Genomic DNA, 23674 nt, shown 5'->3' on the forward strand with positions numbered 1-23674 from the left:
TTAGGATAAAAAAAATCAGCGTGTTTTTGTATCTGTAAAATTAATCTGAAAACTTTTCTTACTAATTTAAACTTATCTCATCAATCATTCCATTTACCAGTGCTTTTTGTTTTTCATTGTCTGATAACTGTTCTCTAAGAATTTTTTCTGCTATCTCAATGGATAATTTTGCCACCTGGTTTTTAAGGTCAACAATGGCAGACATTTTTTGATTTTCAATTGTTTCTTTTGCCTGTGCAATAATTTTATTTGCTTCAATTTGTGCTTTGTCTTTGGCTTCAGCAATAATTATGTCTTTTGCCTCGCGTCCTGCTTTTAAAATATTATCTCTTTCAGCTTTTGCTTCTCTTAATATGTTTTCATTGAAGGTTTTAAGCTTTTCAATTTCTTCCTGAGCCATTTCGGCTGCCATTAATGCGTTTTCAATTGCATCTTCTCTTTCTTTAATTGTACCAAGAATTGGTTTCCAGGCAAATTTACCCAATAGGAAAAGAACAATCAAAAAAGCAAGCGTTGACCAGAAAATAAGACCTATACCGGGTGTTACTAATTCCATAAAAAGTGAAAATTTTAATTTAAATAATTACACGTTTTTTAAAGCCGGGAATATAACCAACCGTTATATTCCCGGCTTTTTAATTAACCTAATACTACAAGAAGGCACAATACAATTGCAAAGAATGCAGCACCTTCTACAAGGGCAGCAGCCACAATCATATTTGCTCTAATGTCACCAGTTGCTTCTGGTTGTCTTGCCATTGATTCAAGTGCAGAAGCACCAATTTTACCAATACCAATACCTGCAGCCAAAGCTGCAATTCCTGCACCTATTGCCGCGCCCATTACTCCAAAAGGTTGAACGTCAAGTAAAACTGTTAAAAGTGTAGATAACATAATTTAATTATTAAGGGTTAAAAAAAACAATTGTTAATGCGTGTGGTGATGCTCCTCAAAAACAGCCATACCAAAATACAGCGCAGAAAGCAGGGTAAACACGTAAGCCTGAAGAAATGCTACCAGCAACTCCAGGAAATTCATAAAAACGATAAAAATTACTGACATTACTGAAACTCCATAACCTGAAGCAGGGCTTATACTTCCAAAAATGAAAATCAAGCTAAAAAAAGCAAGAATAATAATATGACCGGCAGTTATGTTTGCAAACAATCGAAGCATCAACACAACTGGTTTTGACAATACACCAAGAATTTCAATAGGTATCATAATTGGTAAAAGCCAAAGTGGAACTCCAGGTGTTTTAACAATATGTATCCAATAATGTTTATTGGCACTAAAAAGTGTTACAATAAATGTAAATGCAGCCAAAACAAGGGTAACAGCTATATTTCCTGTTACGTTGGCTCCAAATGGGAAAATTGGAATAAGTCCCATTAAATTGTTTACCAAAATAAAAAAGAAGATGGACAATAAAAAAGGCATAAATTTTTGATATCCTGCACCTATTGATGGCTTTGCAACCTCATCACGAATAAACATTATTAATGGCTCAACAAATGACTGCAGTCCTTTGGGTGCCTTTTTCGGACCTTTTTTATATGCTTTTGCAACGGAAATAAAAACAAGGCACAATATAATTATGCTTAAAAACATTGCCGAAACGTTTTTAGTTATTGAAAAATCATAAAAAGAAATGTTTGCAGCCTCTTCGGTAGTGTAGGCCTGTTCATCTAAAATTATTTTTCCTGGTTTTAAGCGATAACCCTTATATGCTGCATGCCCATGCTCAAATTTGCTTGACATAAAAACATCCAAACCATTTTGGGGAGAATAAATTATTACAGGAAGAGGAATAGAAATGGAATGATCACCAATATCCATAATATGCCAATCATGCGCATCCTTAATGTGATTCAAAATCATTTCCCCGGCACTAAAGCCTTTCTCAATATCATGTTCTCCAGCAAGAGTAGGTTGTGCCTCTTGGTGTTGAACTGCTTCTTCTGAAGCAATTAACATTGTTGGAATGAACCCAAACCCTAATATTAGTAATGCTGCTACTAAACGTATATTGAAAGCATTGAATTTGTTGACCATTTCAAAGTTTTTCTATGTCTTTTTTCAAATAAGTTCGCAAAGGTAAATATTTATAATATATAATAAAATAAATTCTTTGCTTTATTCTAAAGAAAAACGATTGGAGGCAAACAAATTTGATAAAACATGATAAATGTCTTTCTATTTAGGACGATTTAAATGTTTAAGTATCAAAATTGTTTCAAAGGAGGTATAAATCAAATATAGGATAAAAAAGGACAAAAGGAAAACTTTGGCTTCTCCTTTGTTTAATACTGCATAGATCACAATAAAAATCATTGAAATAAACAACTTCAATGTAACACCTCCCATATAATAAGCAGGGAACCTTCCAGGTGATTTTATGGCAGCCTTGGTTAAAAAATAATGTGTTAATACAGTTATAACAAAGAAAAAACCTATGCTATAATAATGAACCAAAGGAGCTTTAATGAGCAAAAAATGAAAACCAACAAAACTCAGAAATATTAAAACAAATGTAAGTATGACAAGCTTTTTCAAAAATTCAATAAACTCCCTATTCATTATTATTTATTGTTTACTTGTTTTATAATTACATACATGGCAAGGCCAACAGAAAGAAGAGTCAGTACAAGTTTAAATAAAGGGTAATTGAGTTGAATTTTGTCATCAAGCCAAATTCCTGCATAAACACCGGCAAGAATTATGGCAATCATTTGAAAAGCAATACCTGAGTATTTAATAAAATCATTAGGCGCTTTTTCCGGAGATTTTGAGCTCTTCCTTTTTCTCTCCATGTTTTATATCCTTAATAACTCCGCCCATACTACAGGAGCCAGTAAAAGTTGCTCCGGGTTCAATGGAAAGTTTATTTGTAATAATATCTCCATTAATTTTTGAGGATGCTTTAAGGGACAAAAGTTCAGAAACAGTAATTTGTCCTTGTACATTTCCCCAAATGTCTGCATTTTGGCAGGATACTTCACCCTCAATAATTCCCGTAGCTCCAATAACCAATTTTCCTTTTGAAATTAAAGAACCTTCAAGAGTTCCATCAATCCTAATAGCTTCATTTGAAATAATATCCCCCTTAATTACTGTTCCCGAGCCTATCTGGTTAATAGATGTGGTACTTACCTCATTTCTTGCCATATCGTTTCTTTTAAACATTTTTACGCGCGTATTAATAATAAGTTTTGTAAAGATAAAATTATTAACAAATGTAGAATAATCAGATAATGAAAACTATTTTAATTGTTTTTTTGTTTTTTCTCAAGGTATTTTAAGTCGAAAAACGCTTTGTATTCATCCACATTTTTGTCCTTGAAAAATATGGGATAATTGGCTGTTGAAATGGCAAATTCCACCATTTTTCCACCCGCTTTTTGAATCACCATCTCATCCTCTTTTATTGCAGTATAATAAGTCATGGCTTTTGTTTTGTCAGCGAGTCCATCTCCCTTTACAACCAATATTTGAATAGAGTCATTAAAAAACAAATTTGTAATGGAGAGTTGAGATGTGCTAAAATAGGTGCTGTTAAAATCAGAAACTGCAATTTTCAAGTCATTGATGTTTGTTTGAGTGGGTATAAAAAGCATATAATTGTGCGATGCCTCTTTTTCAAATTTGTATTTAGAGGCAATTTCCATTGCAGGCTCAGGTTTAGTGTTTTCAATATATTCGAGCATCTCCTTGGCTTTTAAATTTACCGGATCATTTGGATAATTGACTACAATTTCCCTTAGTTCACGCTCGAAAGGAACAATTCCCTGGGTCTTGCCAATAACAAGAGCTTTAAGAAAATTGAATTTTGCTGAATGTTCACTTTTTGCATATAAAGTATCTGCCCTATAACAATTGGCAAGCACTAGTACATATTCAGCTTCATTGTATTTTTGATAGGTTTCAATATAGAAAGCTTCGATTTCATTTTTGCTTGCAGTAGTTGTTTTATATTGATCAGGGTTCCTTATAATTCTGCTGTACTCGCTGTCAGCATACTGATTTAGAAGTATGTCCTTGTAATAATCAGCTCGTTTGTGGTTTTCCAGGGCCAGGTTGCATCGGTATAACTGGTAGAAACATTGTAACTTGTAAAAGCTTTCGGGAAAACGACCAATAAATTCTTCAAGAATTTTTACAGTATTTTTGTTATCTGCGAATTGCTCTTTATAAATAATTCCGGCATTGTAATAGGCATCCACTATTTTTTGTGTGGAAAGAATCATCTTTTCTTCCGTAAGCGGCAGGTCTTTCAAATATTTCTCTTTGTCCCTCAAAGCCTCCAAAGGATCGATAGTATCGGACAATTCTTTTTCCTCATTACCATCAATATCAAATATTCCTGATTCTTTTATACTTCTTCTCCAATTGTCCTCTAGTGTTCTGTCGCCCCATTTCTTTCTGAATTCAGCAAATCCAAAGCTTGTAGCTGTGTTATTGTAAAAATACCAAACACTTCCAGTGCTAACTCCCGATACCTGCTGTCCTTGCTGACTTAAAGGCTGATTAGAAAGTTGCTCCAATCTTTCCTGATCTTCTCTTTTCTTTCTAATCTCTTCTTTAATAATATTTTCAATTACTATATCCAGATATTCATTCCTTTCGGCCTCGCTCATTCTTGCAATTTTTTGAAGACTATCCTCTGTGCTTATGGTTGTCAGATTAACAATCAAACCTGTAAGGCTTTCGCGTTTGCTCATTATTGCCTCATAATCAGGATGATTTGAAGGAAGGATTCCTGCACAACTATCATAATAAGTCTGAGCAGCTTTATATTCTGGTTTAGCAAAATAAATTTCCCCTAATTTTAAATATGAAAGTGCTTTTTGTTTAACATTTTCTATTGAACTGGATACAGATAAGTTCAAATATTTTATGGCTTCTTTTTCATCTTTATCTGACATTGACATTTCAGCCAATGCATAATAAATCTGGTCAAAATATTCCTTATTCTTTGAATCTTTTAACATCTTAACCAGTTGTCCTTTAATTTCGTTTTTTCGTTTTTCACTTCCATCAAAAGCCTTTGCCTGGCTTATCTTGGCCTGGAATGCCATTTCATAGGGAGGATTCAGCTTCACAACTTCGGCAAAATAAGTTGATGCTTTTCTATTGTCTTCGGTTTTCTGGTATAGTTGTGCAAGAATATAGGTGAGCCTAATTTTAGTTTTTTTCTTTTTGACATTTATAAGGGCCTTTTCAACATATTTGGCTGTCAATGGATAATCCTCTCTTTTTAAATAAAAATCAGCGATGGCCATATCCAGTTCTGCCCGAATTCGTTTAGGGAATTTACTATCGTTGTCAACCATGTCAATTAGGGTTTGGGCTTTGCTTACAATTGCACCCTCATTGTATGATCTGATAAGCCATACCATTGCATCATATTTGATTTCATTTTTCTTGTATTGCTTAAGCACGTAATCAAAAACTTCAATGGCGGCAAAATAATCCTTTTTATAATAATGGGAAATCCCAATTGTCATATAATTATCGTCAATCCATTTAACATATTCAATGTCTTTTATAAATATGGAGTGGCGCTGAATAACGTTAGAAGATTTTTTAAAAGCCCTATCCATTTCAGGATAAACGGACTTTGCAGCTTTTTCATCACCTAATTGGTACACAGGCAATACCCTTGCATAATCATCGAAATGACCCTTTTCTAATTTAACAACGCCTTCTTTAATGCTTTCTTTAGCATAAAAATAACCGTTGTATCTTGCTGTTAAGTTATGGAAACTTCGGTTTACAAAAGTGTTTTTTTTGGTAGAGCACCCAGAAAAAAGCAAGCCAATTCCACAAATAAACACAAATAGCGGCAGGTAATTAATTGTATTTCGCACACTCACTTTTATTTCAGCTTTAGGGTATAATTAACTGTAATTTCGCAAAATTATTTTAATTATGGAATAATAAGGATAAAAATCAAATCTTTAATTCAAAAAGCAAGAAAAAATCTCAAGGTTAAAAATTTTATATTATGAATTGAGGTTTTAGTGTGCTTTTTTTGTTTAGCCCACATCTTTAAATAGATTGACAATTTCTGTTTTCGCAATTCTACTTTTATCAAAGGGAAAGAAGCATCCATCAAAATTATTACAGCAATTCAGGGGTTTTATAACTTGTTGCAATGAAGGCTTTTTTTGATTAATTTTAAAAGAAGTGAAATTTCAACTATAAAATGTATTTATACTAAAACCATGCATTTTGTAATGGAGTTTCGCCCTTTTTACCACTCAAATTTTAAACAAAAAATGGAAAAATTAAACGTAACTCAAAAACTAATACAATCGCATTTGATAGGCGGAGAAATGATCCAAGGACAAGAAATTGCATTAAAAATAGATCAGGCATTGTTACAAGATGCAACCGGAACACTAGTAATGCTGGAATTGGAGGCTATGGGGCTAAGGGCAGCAAAAACGGAAATAGCGGTTCAATATGTTGATCACAATATTTTACAAACTGATTTTAAGAATGCTGACGATCATATTTTTCTTAAATCAGCAGCTGAGAAATTCGGAATATGGTTTAGCAGGCCAGGGAATGGAGTAAGTCACCCTGTTCATATGGAAAGATTTGGCAAACCGGGAAAAACGCTTTTAGGTGCAGATTCTCATACATGTGCAGGAGGAGCACTGGGAATGCTGGCAATGGGAACTGGTGGAATTGATGTGGCTGCTGCCATTGCCGGCGAACCATATTATGTAAGAATGCCTAAAATAATGGGAATTGAACTTAAAGGAAAATTACCCGAATGGGTTAGTGCTAAGGATATTATTCTTGAAATTTTAAGAATTAGGAATGTTAAAGGTGGAGTTGGGTACATTTTTGAATATTTTGGAGATGGGCTGGATTGCCTAAATGCAATGGATCGTCATGTAATATGCAATATGGGTGCTGAATTAGGTGCTACCACATCGGTTTTTCCATCAGATGATGAAATTAAACGGTTTTTATACGCTCAATACAGGGATTTTGATTGGACTGAGCTGAAAGCTGATGAAGGAGCGGAGTATGATGAGTATATGCAAATTGATCTTTCAGAATTGGAGCCGATGATCGCTTGTCCGAGTAGTCCTGGAAATGTAGTGAAGGTGTCAGAGATTGCTGGTAAAGAAATTCATCAATCCATTATCGGCTCCTCAGCAAATCCTGGGATACGAGATTTTTGGATCGCCAGCCAGATGGTAAAAGGAAAAAACGTGGATTCAAAAGTTTCCTTTGATATTAATCCAACATCAAGGCAAATTGTTGAAAACCTTAGCCATTCCAATGCTTTATTTGATCTTGTTCATGCCGGTGCAAGGTTTCACCAGTCGGGCTGTCTTGGGTGCATTGGAATGGGCCAGGCCCCTGCAACAAATAAAATATCACTGAGAACAATGCCACGAAATTTTCCAGGCCGATCTGGAACTTTTGATGATCAGGTATATTTATGCAGTCCTGAAACTGCCGCAGCATCCGCTATAAAAGGAGAAATTACTGATCCCAGAGATTTTGCCAGGGAATACAATCTTACTTATCCTGTTTATGAGGAGCCTGAAAGAGAAATTATTGATACAGCTCTACTTTTGTCACCAACAGAGAATGAAATGGAAATCGATCTTATTAAAGGGCCAAATATTAAATCCATACCTACGCTTGCACCACTGCCACGAACCATAAAAGCTCCTGTTTTATTAAAACTAAATGACAATGTATCAACAGATGAAATTTTGAAAGCAGGTGCCATTGTCCTGCCATTCAGGAGCAATATTCCGGAAATAAGTAAGTGGGCATTTCATGCTTTTGATGCGGAGTTTCTTAAAAAATCAGAAGTGGCACAAAGTCATTTTGGAGGTCATTTTGTTGTTGCAGGTGATAATTATGCACAAGGCTCCAGCCGGGAACATGCGGCCCTTGCCCCTAGATATTTAGGGCAATTTGGTGTAATTGCAAAAAGTTATGCACGCATAGGCTGGCAAAATCTGATAAATTTTGGCATTGTTCCCTTTGAATTTGAACAAAGCGAGGACTATGAAAAGATAAACCAGAACGATGTTATTTATATAAAAGACCTTTATGCGGCAATTGAACAAAAAACTTCAATTCCTGTAAAAAACACAACCCAAAATTATGAATTCAGGATCAAACATAATATGAGTGAAAGACAAATGAAAATTATGATGGCCGGGGGTGCTATTAATCTTTATAAAAAGAAATTGGAAAAGGAAGTATTTTAAACTGAACTATTAAAAAAGGAATCCTGAATTATTTAATTAATTCAGGATTTCTTTCTTTTATTATCAACTTGACTTTATCTACTCATTAGTTTCGAACAGACTTATACTAAAATAGCTTCCAATTCATTAAGTTCTTCATGATTAATATCCGCTTGAGCTTCTTTTTTTAAATTAGGATAAAATCGATCAATTAATATTCTAATAATTGCGAAACTTTTTGGGGATCTCAAATCCGGTTCTACAAGTTCATCAATTAAATAGCAAATAAGCTTCTCCTTCTTTATTTTATACTGTTCAAGCATTAAAGTGGAAGTGTTGGCAGAATGCAATTTAATCATGTCATCAACCTTTTTGATGTCATCAATTAAATCCATTAATCTATACTTTTTTACTTGATCCATAATATACAAAGTTAATAAATAATTTCCAAGAATCCCTTGGGGTTCTTTTTACCCGACAAATCTCGTCTTGTTTTGTCGAATCTATCCATCCAGTAGGAAACATCACTTTTGTAAAAGAAGTGTTTCTCATGACTTTCTGAATAAACCTCTAGAATATATGCATCTACGCCATAAACTTTAAAAGACCCTTTTACACAAAAATTATCAAGTTGTGTGCCTAATTTTGCAACTACCTGATAATCTATGAAAGTTATCATATCAATATCCTTTGGATTTGGTATCTGCGTTACAAAAGAACCGTTAATCCATTGTTGTAACGGCTGTCCTTGCAACAAATTTTTTAAAGCATCTGAATATTTTATATAGCTGTCAAAAATTTTAGGTCTTGTAGCAGAAGGAATTGCATCCACAAAGTGTATTTTTAATTCAGCAACAGAAGCCACAATCTTAGTGTTGGGGGTTAATAATCCTTTTGAATCAAATTTTAGCATAGGACAAAACCATGTCTTTTTTCATTTTGCTTTTTATAAATTAATCGGAAATCATTTATTCATCAATTCCCGATTTTCTTCTGGCTTTTTTACACCGTTTTCACCTTATTCCAGGGCTTAATTTGCCAATTGATTAATCCTGTGCAAATATGATTTTTCAGAATATCATACACTTCAACATTGAGTTCCACAAAAACTGCATCTTTATTAAACAAGGGGGCAATCACATTTTCTTCAACCCATGAGTTGCTCAATTCAAATTTTGCATACACATTTGTTTTTGCCTGGTAATGATAGGTCATGTGAATGTTTTTTAAAATAATCCTATATCCTTGAACCTCATTTGATGACAATAAAACCATCCCTGTAGCATATTCACAGAGTGTTGCCAAAGCGCAGGCATGAATTCCTTTAATGTGGTTGAGGTTTGATTTTTTATAAGGAAGCTCGATTTCCACGGCCTGATTAGTTATTTTTTTGATTTTAAAGGAATGGGGTTTGTTAAAAGGCACGAATCGGGCTGCTGCTTTATTTAGCAGCCATAAATAAAAAGATGATTTTTGTGCTTTTGCAATAAGCCAGTTTAATCGCTTCATGTATAAAGATTTTTTTAAAGATAAATAATTAAAATTTCAATGCATGATCAGCATTAATTCATTTAACCCCAAAAAATCAAACCCTGCATGAATAAAGAGCTTTGAAAGGAAATAATTCCATGCAATTTAGTGTAAAATGCACATTCTGGTTTTTCTTATTTGTTTTTATGTGTCTTTTAGCTAGTTACTTAAGTTTGTTTTTGTTTTCTGGTGAACAAAAAAACAGTGGTTTTTATTTTCCTCTATTTGTTTTTTTGCTAGCTTCGCTTATAAAGCAACCTTAATACTTAATAATTATGACACGAATTTTCCAACTAATATTCCTTGTATTTTTCTTTTTTGCGCATTTAACTCTTAATGCCGCAGAAAATAATTTAAGTAGAAATAAAGAAAAAAAAGCGACAAATTCATTAAATATGAATTCACTCCTTGTAAAGCCCGCAGGTTCTAGCAAGGACATAACTGATGGCGGTTTTTTCTTTTACTTAGGAGTTTTTAAACCTTCAAAAAATTATATGTATCCCCCTGATTTTAGTAATGATTCACAAAGACGTTTTAAGATGGGGTTTGATATGGATCTTGGAAACATGTTTAAAGTTACGGATTTAGGACCTATGTCAATTGGCTTGAAAGCAACTTTTCTTTCTGGTGGCTATACTGCGATGAAAACTGACACTTCAATTTGGGGAACCCAAAGGATTATTAATGGAAGCCTTCCAAGACTTGGACCTTATCTTTCTTTTGAAATAAGCGAATCTATGGCCTTTGACTTATATTACCAGGCAGGACCAAGTTATGTGTTGATGTTTGACCGCGATTGGGGTTCAATAGGTGATGGTTTTATTGGGCTTACACATGATTTTGGTTTTGCATACCGATTATCTTCACTTTCAATAGGTGCTGGATATAGAATGGGAAAAGTTCTTGATATGAACCAACTTGGAGAAGGCGTAGACAAAGAATTCAGAAATCTTGCCCGGACGAATAACCTAAGAGTGTTTATTGGTATTAAAGTTTAACTTTTCTATTCCTTAAATACCTTGTTTATTAATTGGCCAACAAAAAATTATAACCAAAACCCCGAAGGGGTGTTATAAAAATAAACAATCAATAATTTCACCCTCGGGGTTGAACTGGAATTAAAAATATTAATCTATAATTGTATCATCCCTTCGGGGTTAGCTTTTTCAGTGGCCTCCTTTTAGGGAGGCCACTTTTTTTAATTTCTAAAGTATTCTTATTTAGCTATTCATGCTTTAATTAATGGTATTGATACAAGTGTGATCCTGTATTGTTTTTATAGGTCCATTCAACTTTCAATCCCCAGGGACATCCGCTGTTTACAACATTTCCACTGGCATCCACACCTATTGTTGTAATGAAACTAAATTCCTTTGCATCAACAATAATTTCCATTTTTCCGGCTACCGGCTTGTGAGCCCCGCATGTGGTATTCCATATTACCGGTTCTGTAACCTGGCTTGTAAAATTATCACCATCCTTGGTTACACCCCAGTTTTCTAAATTAGAAATATTATTTTGGGTTCCGGTTCCTTCTCCTTTAATCTGATAAACGGGGTTAGTCCAGGTATGGGTATATCTTCGTGATATGTTAAAAGTGCTGGTTGTTTGATCATCAAATTTCACAATCAGGTTACTTCCATTAACATCATGTATCAACTGATTCTGCATACCAAAAAGAAGTGTTATAACATTACCACCACTTGTATTTGTTAAATTGTTGGTTCCGTTAAAAGTAAGGCTTATATTATCATTAACCCTTGTAACTTTATAATCGATATAATCAATAGTTAACACAGCATTTACGTCACTCCATCTTTTCCCTGTGGCATATCCTTGTAAAGTAAGCTTTACACTTCCACTTCTTTTTCTATTGTAACAATTAGTAGAGCCATCAAAAACAATAGTAATAATTCCCTGGGATCTTAATGAAGTATCCACGGTTGCACCACAAATAGAATCTCCATATGCTCCAGGAATTTGGGTTTTCCCGCTATAAGAACCAGAAAGCACCTGATTGGCTTCGTTTACAACATTGTCAATGTTTGACTGAATGTTTTTATTGTCTTCTGATATTGCTCCATCTTCCTTTTTGAATTCCTTGTTTTTCCGACAAGATTCAGTAAAAACCAAAGTAGATAAAATAACAATTACGAATAATGTAGTTTTTAATCGTTTCATAAGCATATAATTTGTTTTATAAGTGTAATCCCGATTTATCGGGAGCCCTGTTTATTCATTTGTGATTGTGCAGGCTATTACATGGTTTTTTTGTTTAGAAACAAATTTACATCTTTTTTCAACTCAATTAAAAATTATTTCGGTAGATAAAGAAAAAATATATTCATGTGGAGAATAAGTGAAGGTATGTTAACCCAATGCCTTGTTGTTATGGAAAATCAAGACAATAAATCTATAGCAATTACAAGTCTAAGTTATCCTGATCTTTATCTTCCCGTTCAATTTCCCAGCTAATTTTTTTAATACTCTCCTGAAGCCCAAGCATGCTTGTTACTTCTTCTATAAGGTTATCATTTCTGCCAATTGAAAGAATAGAGGCTTTGATTTCCATTAGATTATCCGTGTCGGTATCAGAACTATTCAAGGAATACAATTTTAAAGCTGTATTGTCAATATTTCTCATAAGAATTGCCCTGATATTGCTTTCGTTTTTTTTAGGGCAGGTGATTTTAATTGTATAAATTATATAGGACAAACCTGGAGACAAAGATCTCTTTCCAATAAGATAACCTAATGGGCGAAGGGAGAGATGGGCTAAAATTACTACAATTGCTCCAACCCCTGCTTCTCGCCAAAACCCCATGCCTGTTAAAGAACCAATTGCTGCAGAGCACCAAAGGGTTGCTGCTGTATTTAAGCCCCTAATGTTAATACCCTCCTTAATAATTACTCCTGCACCTAGAAAACCGATTCCTGTAACAATTTGAGAGGCTATTCTTGAAGGGCTGGCATCATCATCATAAATATTAACCGAAATAAGAACATATAAGGCAGCTCCTAGAGAAACCAGCGCGTTAGTGCGTAAACCTGCATTTCGCTGTTGCCATTGCCGCTCAAAACCAACCATGCCTCCCAATAAAAAAGCCAACAATACACGAATTATAATAACATGTAATTCCACAAAATTTCCTTTTCTATTAAATATACGAAAATGTGATGGAAATAAAAGGATTTAAATCAATAGAGATTTACGACAACAGAACCGTCAGAAACAATTTTAAAAATTTTTTCCACTGTGTAAATGGATTCTTTCCTGCTTTTGGGGCGAAAAACAACTATATAATTACCAGGTTGTAATTGCAATGTTTCAGATAAGTTGTTTTCATTCAAATCATACAACCAGTTCATTTTTTCATTCTCTTGGGTAAAAACACTTCCGTAACCAATTTCTTTGGCATTAAGCTTTACAGTACCGGGTTTCGGAATTTCAATTGTATGGGTCAAGCTCTGTGTAATGTTAACATTATTAATATAAATTCTTGGAAGTGTAAGTATTTCAAGGTCATAAACACCAACCAGGTATTTTTCGGTAGTATTCACTTCTTGAATATGCAAAGTCTTTTTATCACCGCTTTTTCTTACAATAGTATGTGTTTTTCCAATTGCCGAACCATAAGTGGGGGTTTTCAGGTTTAATTTTCCCTGAGGGGCATCAACTCCAATAACATTGTGTTTGCCAGGGAAAAGCACTATGCTATCCTTTATGACTTGTGGAATGGTGTTAACAATTAGTTTATAGGTAATGACAGGATCTATTTTAACCGTATCAGGGTTTCCGGCTGAATTAATTGTGTGTACATAATTGTACATAAGGTTTTTTGTATGGTAATCGTAAAAACTCATGTTTACATTGGTCTCACTGGGCTTTCCTGAAATATCCAGTAAGTTAACCTGGGCAGTGGTAACATTAACCGTTTGTGTAATTATTACATCAATAATTTCCGTAAAAACTCCTGGTTTAGCTATATCGTAAAAAGGCCCAACACAATTAAAGGTTTTTGCCTCTTCAATAGATAATCCCATTCCAATAACAAAAGGCCTGAAACGAATTCCTTTTTCTTTTAGCTTTATGGCTGCTTCACAAATATCACCATTGCATTCCTCGATTCCATCTGTTATTAAAATTATCATATTTACACTGGGGGAATTGGGGAAATCATCTGCTGCCTCAATCAATGAACGGGCTATGGGGGTTGTGCCTTTGGGTGATGTGTTTTTAATTTTCTCTTTTATTGTTTCAAGATTGTTTTTATAAAAAAGGACTTCGAGTTTGGTATCGCTGCAATCCTGAGGTGGTACCTTTTTTTGATGCCCGTAAATTCTAAGACCAAATTCGGTATTGGATAATAATTTAAGGCTATCGGCAAATTGAGAAAACATTTTTTTTGCAGTTTCAATCCTGGTACTTTCCTCGTATTTTTCATACATGCTATTTGAAGCATCAAAAATGATCAAAATGCGTGTTAGGGGTTTTTGTTTTTGCTGAGAATGTGCAAAAAATGAACCCAAAAAAAGTAGTGCAAAGAGTAAAAACCGCATCAACTAAATTAAAATTTACACAAAATTAAGGAATATAAAAGAGAAATGACTTTTTCTTTTTATCTGTTTTCTATAACGGTGGATAAAATTTGCATAATGAAACATAAAAATCTGAAAAAAATCACTGTCGTAAAAAATTGATTTGATAGCCTTTAAAACTAGTCAGATACCCATTTCGATTATTCCTCCAAATTTTGTATATTTAAAAGGAAAACGCAAATGACTGGGGATTTTTTCAGGCAATCAAGGCTCTAAATCCGAATTGCCCTAAGTGGTATTGTGTTTATAATTTATTCGTTTTTTATTTATCAATGGAACTCAATGAAGTTTAAAGCTTTGATTTTTAATTATAATATGGAATATTTTCATTCCTGTTTGTATATGACTATTTCAAAATAGAATAAAACGATTTTTTAAATAAAACACTTGTAAAGTCTAGGAAATTGAAAAAGGAACAAGAGGTAAAAGGTACATTAAAATCCTCAGAAGAAAGATATAGGCACTTCATTAGCATTTCTCCTATTGGGTTTTTCGAAACAGATGAAGAAGGCTGTTTAATCTTTGCAAATCCAAAATTTATAAGAATATCTGGATTTTCGAGAGAAGAACTAATGGGTACAAAGTGGACCAGCAAAATTTATAAAGAGGATAGAAAAAGTATTACTGATGCATGGGAAACTTTCATAAATCATGGGGGGGAGTTTAATCAAGAATTCCGGTTCGAAAAACCAAATGAAACAATTGAATGGGTACGCGGGCTCTTAAAAGAGATTGTTGATAAACACAAAAAAAACAGGCGTTATATAGGGACAATTAGTGTTGTAACGGAACAAAAGAAAACAGAACAGGCACTTGATCTGGAAAAAACTAAGCGCTTAAAGGCCGAACACTCCGAAGCCGTATTAAAAAACACATTGGATAGTATTGATGATGGTTTTGTTGTAATAAACAAACATTGGAAATTTACCTATGTAAATAAAATGGCAGAACGATTATTGGATGTGGAACAAGATGAAATCATAGGAAAAAGCATTTGGAAAGTTTATTATGAAGGGCTTAACTTCAGAGATTTTCCTTTTTATACGAATTGTATTAAAGCAATGAATGAGGATGTAACAAACGAATATGAACACTATGAAATTTCCTTGAATAGGTGGTTTTTAGCTCGAATTTATCCTCATAAAAATGGACTATCAATTTATTTTAATGAAATTACAGATAGAAAAAAAGCTGAATTAAATGAAAAAGAAAGAAACGAAAAATCCATTCGATTTCAATCTGCTTTGCTTGAAATAAGCAGGATCAAGTATAAAAGCATGGATGAAACTTTCAGAGAAATACTTAAAATTGATGCAAAAGAAATTGAAACAGATAGAGTTAGCATTTGGCTCTTTAACAAGGAGAAAACCGAAATAATTTGCATCCTGTTATATAGCAAAGAAAAAGATGTTTTTGAAAAAGATATAGTACTAACAGCATCAGACTATCCCTTCTATTTTAAAACTCTTGAAAAAAACAGGGTAATTGCAACAACAAATGCATTAACAGATCCATCAACCAATGAATTAACATCTCATTACTTAATCCCCATAGGAATATCTTCATTAATGGATATTCCTATTCGTTCGATGGGCAAACTAATTGGAATAGTTTGTCATGAGCATATTGGGCCATTAAGAGAATGGACAACAGAGGAGCAGAACTTCGGATCTTCAGTTGCTGATATGGTTGGGTTAGCCATTGAGTCATTTGAACGAAAAAATGCTGAAAAAGAAATGGTTAAATTTGAGTCTGTGGTTAAAAACAGCATTGATTTTATTGCTATTTCTTCCATCCAAGGGAAAATGCTGTTTTTAAATGAGGCCGGCAGAAAAATGGTGGGACTGGGATTGAAAGAAGATATACATTCAAAAACAATTGTAGATTTTGTGACCCCCAAAGAGCTTAACAGGGCTTTAAAGGTAGTACTTCCAACAATAAAAGAAAAAGGATTTTGGAAGGGAGAATCCTCCTTGCTTCATTTTAAAACTAAAAATGAAATTCCGGTAAGTGTAACTTCATTTGTATTGAAAGATCCTGAAACAAATGTTCCCATAGGACATGGAACTATTCAGAGAGATATTTCAGAACTCTCAAGAATAAACATAGAACTTGACCAGTTTGTATACAGTGCTTCCCATGATTTAAGATCTCCCCTCACAAATATTTTGAGCCTACTGTATATTTTAAATACTGAAAACAAGGAATTAGAAAACAAGCAGTATCTTGATTTAATTGAAAAAAACGTTTGGAAATTAGATAGTGTAACAAGAAATATAATAACATATTCCTGGAATGCAAAGGAAGATATTAAAATTGAACGATTGGATTTAAAAGCAATTGTTAAAGAATCTTTTGATAACCTGAATTATTTGCATCAGGGAATTGAAATTGAAATTAAGATAAGCATCAATGAGAGTATTCCCTTTTTTTCAGACAAAAATCGTCTTTTAATAATTTTTCAAAACCTTATTTCAAATGCTATAATATACAGGGCATCATACAATCCCTGTATTTCCATAGCAGCTAAAGTAACCAAAGAAAAAGCAACAATACTATTTGAAGATAATGGCATTGGAATTCCAGTAATTTATATTGATAAAATTTTTGATATGTTTTATAAAGCAAGTACCAAAAGTCCTGGATCAGGTATGGGATTATACATTGTAAAAGAATGCCTGAGAAAATTGAGTGGAAAAATCAGTATCTATTCGAAAATAGAAAAAGGAACAACCTTAATCGTAAAAATTCCAAATGAAAACAAACCAAAAGCCTGATGCAATTTTATAGCTTTCCAATTCGCAAGTTATTCGTACGTAGTGGGGCAAATGTGAAAAAATTAAAATAAAAAGGAATTAATTCGATATTAAAAAGGCCTTTATCTGGTCTTTGTGAAATGCACTGCTTTTGAGAGAAATTTAAAATGCAATTCATTTCTTTTTACCCCTTATTGCGGCCTGTTTTTGAAGTATAAAGCAAAATCAAGTAAAATCAAAAAACAAGTTGGCTAATCCGAAATAGATTAGTAAACCTGTAATATCCACCACCGTTGTAATGGCGGGACTTGCAGCAACGGCAGGGTCACCTCCAAAGCGTTTTACAAGCAAAGGGAGACTTGCTCCAATTATGGTAGAGGTAACTACTTGAAGTGTAAGTGCGAGTGAAATGAACATTGCAATCATTGAAAGGTTGAATTTGTCTGGGACTTCTGTTTCCCAGGATAGGAAAAGCACTTTGGCATAAGCCAAAATTCCCAGGCAAATTGCCAGAAGAAGTGAAATACGAGCCTCTTTAAAAATAATTTTGAACCAGTTTGTAATATTAATCTGACCTAGGGCAAGTGCTCTAACAACAACTGTTGCCGCCTGGCTTCCTGCATTTCCACCTGTATCAGCCATCATTGGCATATACAGTGCAAGGATAATGAGTTGTTGCAGGGCATTTTCATAACTATGGACAATAAGACCAGATATAACACCCACAACAGCAAGACTTGCAACCCATACAATTCTCTTTCTAAAATGCTGAAAAGCGGTTGTTTCCAAATATGGGAGTCCGTCAGGATCAGGCACAATACCCATAAATTTCTCAAAATCCTCTGTATGCTCAGCCCTGATTACCTCGATGGCCTCGTCATGACTTACAATTCCAACCAATTGGCCCAAAGGGTTTAATACTGGAATTGCAACTAAATCATATTTTTCAATTTTTCCAGCAACACTCTCTCTGTCTTCCATTACCTCGGCATAGATGAAATTTTCATGCAGGGCATCTTCAACAAGGGTTTTAGGATCCTCTAAAATCAGATCTTTTAAGGTAATAAAGCCTTTCATTTTCATCCGATCATCTACTACATAAATATAATAGACCATTTTCTTTGAAGGGGCGTCTCTTCTTACTTTTTCAATGGCTTGCTCAACTGTCATGTTGCTTCTAACAGTAGCAAAATCGGTACTCATGATACCTCCTGCAGTTTCGGGAGGATAGGAACTCAGATGGATAACATCTTCGCGGGTTCTTTTATCAAGGAATGGAAGCAGCTGCAATTGCTGCTCGATATCAAACTCCTGGTAAAGATCGGCTCTCACACCAGAAGGCATTTGCTTGAAAATATCGGCAAAATGACCTCTATCAATCAGTTCGAAAAGTGCAAGTTGCAAATCAAAGTCTAAATCTGAAAAAATTCTTCCCTGTTCTCTTATATCAAAAAGAAGCAGGTAATCTATGATTTCTTTCTCTTCGAGCTCCGAGAGTATATCGGCCACCTCAATGGTTGGCATTTCCTGGAAAGTCTCCAACAAAGCCTCAGTATTTTTAGCCTGAAGCATTTCCTGGATTTCTGCGTATTTTTTATCGTCCTTTTCCATTATAAACTCGATATACTTAAAAAACAATAGGGAGCATTAAAAGGGGAGATAAAAACAAGCGGGAATGCAATTCTTACAGGATAAAATACCTGTACTAATGATTCAAATCCTTGAAAAGGAATTGAAACTGCGGCCCCACGTTGAGTTTTAGCTCTGAATGACTTATCCCCCGAAAACGGGGAAAGCTGCTTTATGCTATGCCTTAATCCGGCAAAGCCTGCTCTACCCATTGGCGTCTTTCGACATTTCCGGGCAGCAGCCTGTGTTCATTCAGTAACCTCACCTAACAGGCAACTATTGATAATAAAACGGGTGCAAAAGTAGTGATAATTTATTGGAATTGCAATTCAACCCTAATCTCAATTAATATCTGTGATTTTTTTTTGATTTCAAAGAAATGACAAGCTGGAGAAAACCAGTAAAAAATTATTCAATTAAAAATCCAGGTATACTGCTACTTTTACTGGATTCTATATTTGCTTATAAATTTGGATTTGTAGTATCTGTTGCTTTGCTATCTGCTGCCTGAATAAGCTTTTCCCTGAGCGTTTGTTCGTAATTAGCGGGTATGTTAGAGCCGTTGTAAAGCGGATAAAATGCAAGATCCTTAGAAACTATTTTAGTAACAAAAACTTTTTTGTTTTCCTTGTCAAGGTGAATCATTTCCATTGGAATCAACAAGTGGTTTTCCGCGGTTCCAGTCACAAAATGTTTGTCTACAATCATATCTGCATATTCAACCTTCATATTGTCTTTGTCAACAATAAGGTCTTCAACTTTTCCAATCTTTACATTATCTGAACTAAAAACATTCCATTGTATAATATCAGTTTCATTGTCAGCGATTTCAAAGTCTTCCAGTTTTTTTAAGTTATAAAGCCTTTTTACATCCTTATAAGTTGTGGTTTTATCAATTCTCATTTTTCCTCCTTTTTTTAGTTTTACCAATTTTCGCTTCTGAAACGGACATTTTCTGTGTCATAGCATCAAGTGCAAATGCAGCCTCTTCAAAAAAATCAATTATCTGAGTTCCTTGTTTCAATGCAGGGGTATTTGGATCAACAGCCCGGGCAGTTGATTTAAGATTTTGCACTTCATTGGATACTTCAGGAAAATGTTCTTCTTGAACAGCCACAATAATATCAGATGCAAGTTCGAAAGCTGACCTCAGAGAATCGGCATGGGCAAGCGATTGGGGATCTTTTTGAATGTTTTGTGCAGTTTGTTTTAATTGTTCCTTTTTTTCCTTTATTTCGGCCGTTTCACTGTTGGTTTCATTTACAAGTGCATCAAGGGCAGAGGCTAATTTGAGGATACTCTGTGATGAATATTCATGGCTTTGGTCCATTTTTTCTTCAGGATCGGTTTGTCTAACATATTTAATATAATCAGTTACCTCTTCCGGAACTTCTGTTTTGGCTAAATCCGAATCAATTACCCTTTGCTCTCCATTGTCTACAAGTAAAAGAATTACAACTATTATTAATATTAATGCTATAACCCATGGCCAAACAGGTTTTTTCTTTTTTTGAATATGTATTTCTGCCATTTTCTAAAATGTTAATTACTGTATTTTAAATTTAATCATTAATTATGGGAAATAAAAATATATTGCAAATGAGGTCATTAGGGTTAAAAGCAAAGGAAATCAACAAAAGCTAATCTAATTAAAGCAGGAGGTTTTTTAGCAACAATTTTTGGTTTGGAATTTGCCTTAAATTCAATAAAAAAAGGAATGAAAACAATAGAAAAAAAACAAAAAAAAACCGGACAGGAATATTTCCAGGTTACTCCTGATTTATGGGGGATGAGAATATTATTTGTAAATGTATATATGGTAGTAGACCATGTGAATGAGAGTTGGGTTTTAATAGATGCAGGCCTAAAGGGATCGGAGAATAAAATCATTCAAATGGCACAGGATTTATTTGGTAAAGACAATCCTCCATCGGCCATTATATTAACCCATGGACATTTTGATCATGTGGGAGCTCTTGAAGAACTACTAAAAACATGGAATGTTCCGGTTTACGCCCATTCTTTGGAACATCCCTATTTAACAGGGTTTTCATCTTATCCCCCACCTGATCCAACTGCTGGTGGTGGTCTAATGTCCCTCATGTCATGGGCATATCCAACAGATCCTATCGACATTAGTTCCAATCTTCATGCACTTGAAAATGGCAATGTGCCCATTTTAAAGGAATGGGAATATATTCATACTCCAGGACATAGCCCCGGTCATATTTCCCTTTTTAGGAAAAGAGGAAATATTTTAATCGCAGGTGATGCTTTTGTTACCACAAAACAGGAATCTATACTTTCGGTTTTGTTCCAGGAAAAGATTATTTCAGGACCTCCTCGTTATTATACAACAAATTGGGCAAAAGCATATAATTCTGTGAGAACTCTTTCCCGATTAAAGCCAGAAGTTGCTGCTACGGGTCATGGAGTGCCCTTTTATGGAAAAGAATTGCGGAAAGGGATCAGGCATCTGGAAGAGCATTTTTATTCTGAATCAGTTCCAAAAGAAGGGCGCTATGTTAGTGAACCTTCTCAAGAAGACGAATATGGGGTTACTTATGTTCCCCCTCTAAATTTAAAAACCATTGTTAAAATTGGACTCTGGGTGGGTGTTTCTATTTTTTCAACAGCTTTTTTTGTGCTGAACAGAAAAAACATCTTAAGGTTATTCACAGAAAAAAATTTAGGAAGTCAAATAAAAAGTAAGACTAAGGAACTTCTTCCCGTTAAAACTTTAGGAAAAAAATTATCAAAAGTTAAATTGTTATAGCATTTGAATATTTATGTAAGTATAGGAGTATAGACATCTTAAGGTTATTCACAGAAAAAACTTTAGGAAGTCAAATAAAAAGCAGGACTAAGGAACTTCTTCCCGTTAAAACTTTAGGAAAAAAATTATCAAAAGTTAAATTGTTATAGCATTTGAATATTTATGTAAGTACAAAAAGTATCTAAATCATTTCCTGGATTTAGGGGTGAAGTAGGACGGCAAAAACAAGCATTAAAAGCACCCCAAGAACTTTCTATGGATTCCATGGAAGGTTCTTTTGTTTTTTTATCATTGGACTACATTTGGGGGCATTGGGCAGCATAATGTGTATAGCTGTTGGCTGTTTTATAAGGGGAAAATTTTGGCGAAAACTTTGCCAAGGGAATTGCCTGCTGCCAAAACTATATGAATTACTCTTTCGAACTTAGCCACATTCGACTTTTTTGTTATTGGGGTCAGAATATAAACTTTCCAAAAACCTTGGTTAAGGTTATGAATAAATATATTTTCTTTCCGTTGGAATAGCCAAAAAGCCAAATTAGATTGCGACATTTGAAAATTGGACGTGGGCAACATAAAACCAGGTGGACATTATTTTGGCAATTGGAGTGAATTGGTGTTACTTTAAATTAATAACTAAATGAATAGCATGAACCTTAAAGTTGATTGGTTTTTTACCAAAGCCACAAAATGGCAGGAAGCATATGCCGAATTAAGAACGATTGTCCTTGATTGTGGGCTGAATGAAGAATTGAAATGGGGAGTTCCTTGTTACACATTTCAAAACAATAACATCGTTTTAATTCATGGTTTTAAAGAATACTGTGCACTTCTATTTCACAAAGGCGCTCTGCTGAAAGATGAAAATGGTATTTTAATACAACAGACAGAAAATGTTCAGGCTGCACGACAGATTCGTTTCACCTCCGTTAAGGAAATAAATAAGATAACAAAAGTTTTGAAAGCTTATATCAAACAGGCAATTGAAGTGGAAAAGGCAGGTTTGAAAGTAGAAATGAAAAAGACTACAGAATTCAAAATGCCTGAAGAATTTCAAACTGTTTTAGAGGATATGCCTGAATTAAAAAAAGCCTTCTATGCACTGACTCAGGGACGACAAAGAGGTTACATGCTTTATTTTTCTCAACCTAAACAATCAAAGACCCGTGAATCAAGGATTGAAAAATATTTGGAAAAAATTCTCAGAGGACAGGGCTTAGACGATAAACAAACTTGAAGAAACAGATAAACGAATTACGAAGAGCCCCATAACAGCGGTGATTGTTGAACAACCATCTTAAAAAATAAAAAACTGCAGCTGTTTCATTATTTAAATTAATCATATACTATTGTTTAAAGAAAAGGGTTATAACAAAAGAATTTATTCTTACTTTTGATTAACATTTTAAAAAAGTAAAACAATAGTTAATTGTTCAACAATAAACAAATTGATTTATTAAAAACTGTAGGAATTCATGCTAAAAACCTGAAATTCTGCAAATAATTATTCTTTATATTGCGAATACACCCAGTGATGTTTTAAATGGGTGTATCTTTGTTGAATCTGTTTAAATAACAAAATTTGAAACTATACATTAAATACATGGTAAGCAATCGCTGCAAGTCTGCGGTGAAGGATGAATTAAAAAAACTTGGTCTTCATTTTATCCTGGTTGATTTAGGAGAAGTTGATGTTATGACTATTTCCCATCAGCAAAGAGAACTGTTAAAAACAGGTTTACTCGAGGCAGGATTAGAATTAATGGATGACAAGCGGGCAGTTTTGATTGAAAAAATCAAAACTGTAATCGTTGAAATGGTTCATCATACAGAGGAGATAATCAAAGTGAATTTTTCAACGTATTTAAGTGAAAAATTAAACCACGATTATACGTATTTGTCTAACTTGTTTTCTGAGTTACAAGGCACTACTATTGAGCAATTTATAATATGCCATAAAATTGAGCGGATAAAAGAATTGATGATTTATGGCGAACTGAATATTACAGAAATAGCCTGGAAAATGAACTACAGCAGTGTTGCGCATTTGTCAAATCAATTTAAAAAAATAACGGGTCTGTCACCTTCTCACTTTAAAAAGTTGAAGAACCAAAGGCGAAAACCAATTGAGGAAATTGGCACTTGCCGTTAAA

General features: G+C 34.0%; 22 protein-coding genes. 6 read left to right on the forward strand and 16 right to left on the reverse strand.

What is annotated here, in order from left to right; translation table 11 throughout:
* Nucleotides 1-61: 61 nt before the first annotated feature.
* The 7 genes from H0V01_11915 to H0V01_11945 form a co-directional block, all read right to left on the reverse strand.
* On the reverse strand, nt 62-556 hold the full coding sequence (locus H0V01_11915) for a F0F1 ATP synthase subunit B (GenBank protein ID MBA2584078.1): 495 nt from the start codon (nt 554-556) through the stop codon (nt 62-64).
* 83 nt (nt 557-639) lie between these two features.
* Nucleotides 640-894, reverse strand: coding sequence for an ATP synthase F0 subunit C (gene atpE / locus H0V01_11920; GenBank protein MBA2584079.1), 255 nt, complete (start codon nt 892-894; stop codon nt 640-642).
* Nucleotides 895-927: 33 nt separating this feature from the next.
* On the reverse strand, nt 928-1977 hold the full coding sequence (gene atpB, locus H0V01_11925) for a F0F1 ATP synthase subunit A (GenBank protein MBA2584080.1): 1050 nt from the start codon (nt 1975-1977) through the stop codon (nt 928-930).
* Between the two features lie 219 nt (nt 1978-2196).
* Complete coding sequence (locus H0V01_11930) at nt 2197-2556, reverse strand: hypothetical protein (protein MBA2584081.1); 360 nt, start codon at nt 2554-2556, stop codon at nt 2197-2199.
* 26 nt (nt 2557-2582) lie between these two features.
* On the reverse strand, nt 2583-2732 hold the full coding sequence (locus H0V01_11935; GenBank protein ID MBA2584082.1) for an AtpZ/AtpI family protein: 150 nt from the start codon (nt 2730-2732) through the stop codon (nt 2583-2585).
* Nucleotides 2733-2766: 34 nt separating this feature from the next.
* Nucleotides 2767-3168, reverse strand: a complete 402-nt coding sequence (locus tag H0V01_11940; protein MBA2584083.1) for a polymer-forming cytoskeletal protein — start codon at nt 3166-3168, stop codon at nt 2767-2769.
* A 98-nt stretch (nt 3169-3266) separates the two neighbouring features.
* Nucleotides 3267-5870: a tetratricopeptide repeat protein gene (locus H0V01_11945; GenBank protein ID MBA2584084.1), complete on the reverse strand. Its 2604-nt coding sequence runs from the start codon at nt 5868-5870 to the stop codon at nt 3267-3269.
* A gap of 411 nt (nt 5871-6281) precedes the next feature.
* Here H0V01_11945 and H0V01_11950 point away from each other — a divergent pair, with 411 nt between their 5' ends.
* Nucleotides 6282-8252: an aconitate hydratase gene (locus H0V01_11950; protein ID MBA2584085.1), complete on the forward strand. Its 1971-nt coding sequence runs from the start codon at nt 6282-6284 to the stop codon at nt 8250-8252.
* Nucleotides 8253-8353: 101 nt separating this feature from the next.
* Here the strand turns inward: H0V01_11950 and H0V01_11955 are convergent, their stop codons facing one another.
* The 3 genes from H0V01_11955 to H0V01_11965 form a co-directional block, all read right to left on the reverse strand.
* Nucleotides 8354-8653: a hypothetical protein gene (locus H0V01_11955; protein ID MBA2584086.1), complete on the reverse strand. Its 300-nt coding sequence runs from the start codon at nt 8651-8653 to the stop codon at nt 8354-8356.
* A gap of 11 nt (nt 8654-8664) precedes the next feature.
* Nucleotides 8665-9144 (reverse strand): hypothetical protein, encoded by a 480-nt coding sequence (locus H0V01_11960; protein MBA2584087.1) that lies wholly within the window; start codon nt 9142-9144, stop codon nt 8665-8667.
* An 89-nt stretch (nt 9145-9233) separates the two neighbouring features.
* On the reverse strand, nt 9234-9740 hold the full coding sequence (locus H0V01_11965; protein MBA2584088.1) for a YiiD C-terminal domain-containing protein: 507 nt from the start codon (nt 9738-9740) through the stop codon (nt 9234-9236).
* A 416-nt stretch (nt 9741-10156) separates the two neighbouring features.
* Between H0V01_11965 and H0V01_11970 the strand changes: the two genes are divergently transcribed.
* Nucleotides 10157-10759: a hypothetical protein gene (locus H0V01_11970; protein ID MBA2584089.1), complete on the forward strand. Its 603-nt coding sequence runs from the start codon at nt 10157-10159 to the stop codon at nt 10757-10759.
* Between the two features lie 241 nt (nt 10760-11000).
* Here the strand turns inward: H0V01_11970 and H0V01_11975 are convergent, their stop codons facing one another.
* The 3 genes from H0V01_11975 to H0V01_11985 all read right to left on the reverse strand — a co-directional run bounded on the left by H0V01_11975 (nt 11001) and on the right by H0V01_11985 (nt 14210).
* Complete coding sequence (locus tag H0V01_11975) at nt 11001-11942, reverse strand: hypothetical protein (protein ID MBA2584090.1); 942 nt, start codon at nt 11940-11942, stop codon at nt 11001-11003.
* A gap of 241 nt (nt 11943-12183) precedes the next feature.
* Nucleotides 12184-12849 carry an MgtC/SapB family protein gene (locus H0V01_11980; GenBank protein MBA2584091.1) on the reverse strand — a complete coding sequence of 222 codons (666 nt, stop codon included), beginning with the start codon at nt 12847-12849 and terminating at the stop codon, nt 12184-12186.
* 110 nt (nt 12850-12959) lie between these two features.
* Nucleotides 12960-14210, reverse strand: coding sequence for a hypothetical protein (locus tag H0V01_11985; GenBank protein ID MBA2584092.1), 1251 nt, complete (start codon nt 14208-14210; stop codon nt 12960-12962).
* Between the two features lie 554 nt (nt 14211-14764).
* Between H0V01_11985 and H0V01_11990 the strand changes: the two genes are divergently transcribed.
* The gene (locus H0V01_11990) at nt 14765-17137 is read left to right on the forward strand and encodes a PAS domain S-box protein (GenBank protein MBA2584093.1); all 2373 of its coding nucleotides are present in this window, start codon (nt 14765-14767) and stop codon (nt 17135-17137) included.
* Between the two features lie 204 nt (nt 17138-17341).
* Here the strand turns inward: H0V01_11990 and mgtE are convergent, their stop codons facing one another.
* The 3 genes from mgtE to H0V01_12005 form a co-directional block, all read right to left on the reverse strand.
* A complete protein-coding gene (gene mgtE, locus H0V01_11995) occupies nt 17342-18688 on the reverse strand; it encodes a magnesium transporter (protein MBA2584094.1) in 1347 nt (448 codons plus the stop codon).
* A 519-nt stretch (nt 18689-19207) separates the two neighbouring features.
* Nucleotides 19208-19648, reverse strand: coding sequence for a PRC-barrel domain-containing protein (locus tag H0V01_12000; GenBank protein MBA2584095.1), 441 nt, complete (start codon nt 19646-19648; stop codon nt 19208-19210).
* Nucleotides 19638-20276 (reverse strand): hypothetical protein, encoded by a 639-nt coding sequence (locus H0V01_12005; GenBank protein MBA2584096.1) that lies wholly within the window; start codon nt 20274-20276, stop codon nt 19638-19640. The genes H0V01_12000 and H0V01_12005 overlap by 11 nt, the downstream gene beginning before the upstream one ends.
* Nucleotides 20277-20462: 186 nt before the next feature.
* Between H0V01_12005 and H0V01_12010 the strand changes: the two genes are divergently transcribed.
* The 3 genes from H0V01_12010 to H0V01_12020 all read left to right on the forward strand — a co-directional run bounded on the left by H0V01_12010 (nt 20463) and on the right by H0V01_12020 (nt 23673).
* Nucleotides 20463-21521 (forward strand): MBL fold metallo-hydrolase, encoded by a 1059-nt coding sequence (locus H0V01_12010; protein MBA2584097.1) that lies wholly within the window; start codon nt 20463-20465, stop codon nt 21519-21521.
* A gap of 649 nt (nt 21522-22170) precedes the next feature.
* Nucleotides 22171-22758 (forward strand): DUF1801 domain-containing protein, encoded by a 588-nt coding sequence (locus H0V01_12015; protein MBA2584098.1) that lies wholly within the window; start codon nt 22171-22173, stop codon nt 22756-22758.
* 366 nt (nt 22759-23124) lie between these two features.
* Nucleotides 23125-23673, forward strand: coding sequence for a helix-turn-helix transcriptional regulator (locus H0V01_12020; protein ID MBA2584099.1), 549 nt, complete (start codon nt 23125-23127; stop codon nt 23671-23673).
* The last annotated feature ends 1 nt before the right edge of the window (nt 23674 follow it).

The sequence above is a fragment of the Bacteroidota bacterium genome (genome assembly GCA_013696965.1).
Lineage (GTDB): Bacteria > Bacteroidota > Bacteroidia > JACCXN01 > JACCXN01 > JACCXN01.

Bases quoted from the DNA above. Each gene is read 5' to 3' on its own strand.
- atpB (MBA2584080.1), bottom strand. From the start codon at position 1,977: ATGTTAATTGCTTCAGAAGAAGCAGTTCAACACCAAGAGGCACAACCT.
- H0V01_11935 (MBA2584082.1), bottom strand. From the start codon at position 2,732: ATGATTGCCATAATTCTTGCCGGTGTTTATGCAGGAATTTGGCTTGAT.
- H0V01_11970 (MBA2584089.1), top strand. From the start codon at position 10,157: ATGAATTCACTCCTTGTAAAGCCCGCAGGTTCTAGCAAGGACATAACT.
- H0V01_12000 (MBA2584095.1), bottom strand. From the start codon at position 19,648: ATGAGAATTGATAAAACCACAACTTATAAGGATGTAAAAAGGCTTTAT.
- H0V01_12015 (MBA2584098.1), top strand. From the start codon at position 22,171: ATGAACCTTAAAGTTGATTGGTTTTTTACCAAAGCCACAAAATGGCAG.
- atpE (MBA2584079.1), bottom strand. From the start codon at position 894: ATGTTATCTACACTTTTAACAGTTTTACTTGACGTTCAACCTTTTGGA.
- H0V01_12010 (MBA2584097.1), top strand. From the start codon at position 20,463: ATGAAAACAATAGAAAAAAAACAAAAAAAAACCGGACAGGAATATTTC.
- H0V01_12020 (MBA2584099.1), top strand. From the start codon at position 23,125: ATGGTAAGCAATCGCTGCAAGTCTGCGGTGAAGGATGAATTAAAAAAA.
- H0V01_11940 (MBA2584083.1), bottom strand. From the start codon at position 3,168: ATGGCAAGAAATGAGGTAAGTACCACATCTATTAACCAGATAGGCTCG.
- H0V01_11975 (MBA2584090.1), bottom strand. From the start codon at position 11,942: ATGAAACGATTAAAAACTACATTATTCGTAATTGTTATTTTATCTACT.
- H0V01_11955 (MBA2584086.1), bottom strand. From the start codon at position 8,653: ATGGATCAAGTAAAAAAGTATAGATTAATGGATTTAATTGATGACATC.
- H0V01_11980 (MBA2584091.1), bottom strand. From the start codon at position 12,849: ATGGTTGGTTTTGAGCGGCAATGGCAACAGCGAAATGCAGGTTTACGC.
- mgtE (MBA2584094.1), bottom strand. From the start codon at position 18,688: ATGCTTCAGGCTAAAAATACTGAGGCTTTGTTGGAGACTTTCCAGGAA.
- H0V01_12005 (MBA2584096.1), bottom strand. From the start codon at position 20,276: ATGGCAGAAATACATATTCAAAAAAAGAAAAAACCTGTTTGGCCATGG.
- H0V01_11960 (MBA2584087.1), bottom strand. From the start codon at position 9,144: ATGCTAAAATTTGATTCAAAAGGATTATTAACCCCCAACACTAAGATT.
- H0V01_11915 (MBA2584078.1), bottom strand. From the start codon at position 556: ATGGAATTAGTAACACCCGGTATAGGTCTTATTTTCTGGTCAACGCTT.
- H0V01_11950 (MBA2584085.1), top strand. From the start codon at position 6,282: ATGGAAAAATTAAACGTAACTCAAAAACTAATACAATCGCATTTGATA.
- H0V01_11985 (MBA2584092.1), bottom strand. From the start codon at position 14,210: ATGTATGAAAAATACGAGGAAAGTACCAGGATTGAAACTGCAAAAAAA.
- H0V01_11965 (MBA2584088.1), bottom strand. From the start codon at position 9,740: ATGAAGCGATTAAACTGGCTTATTGCAAAAGCACAAAAATCATCTTTT.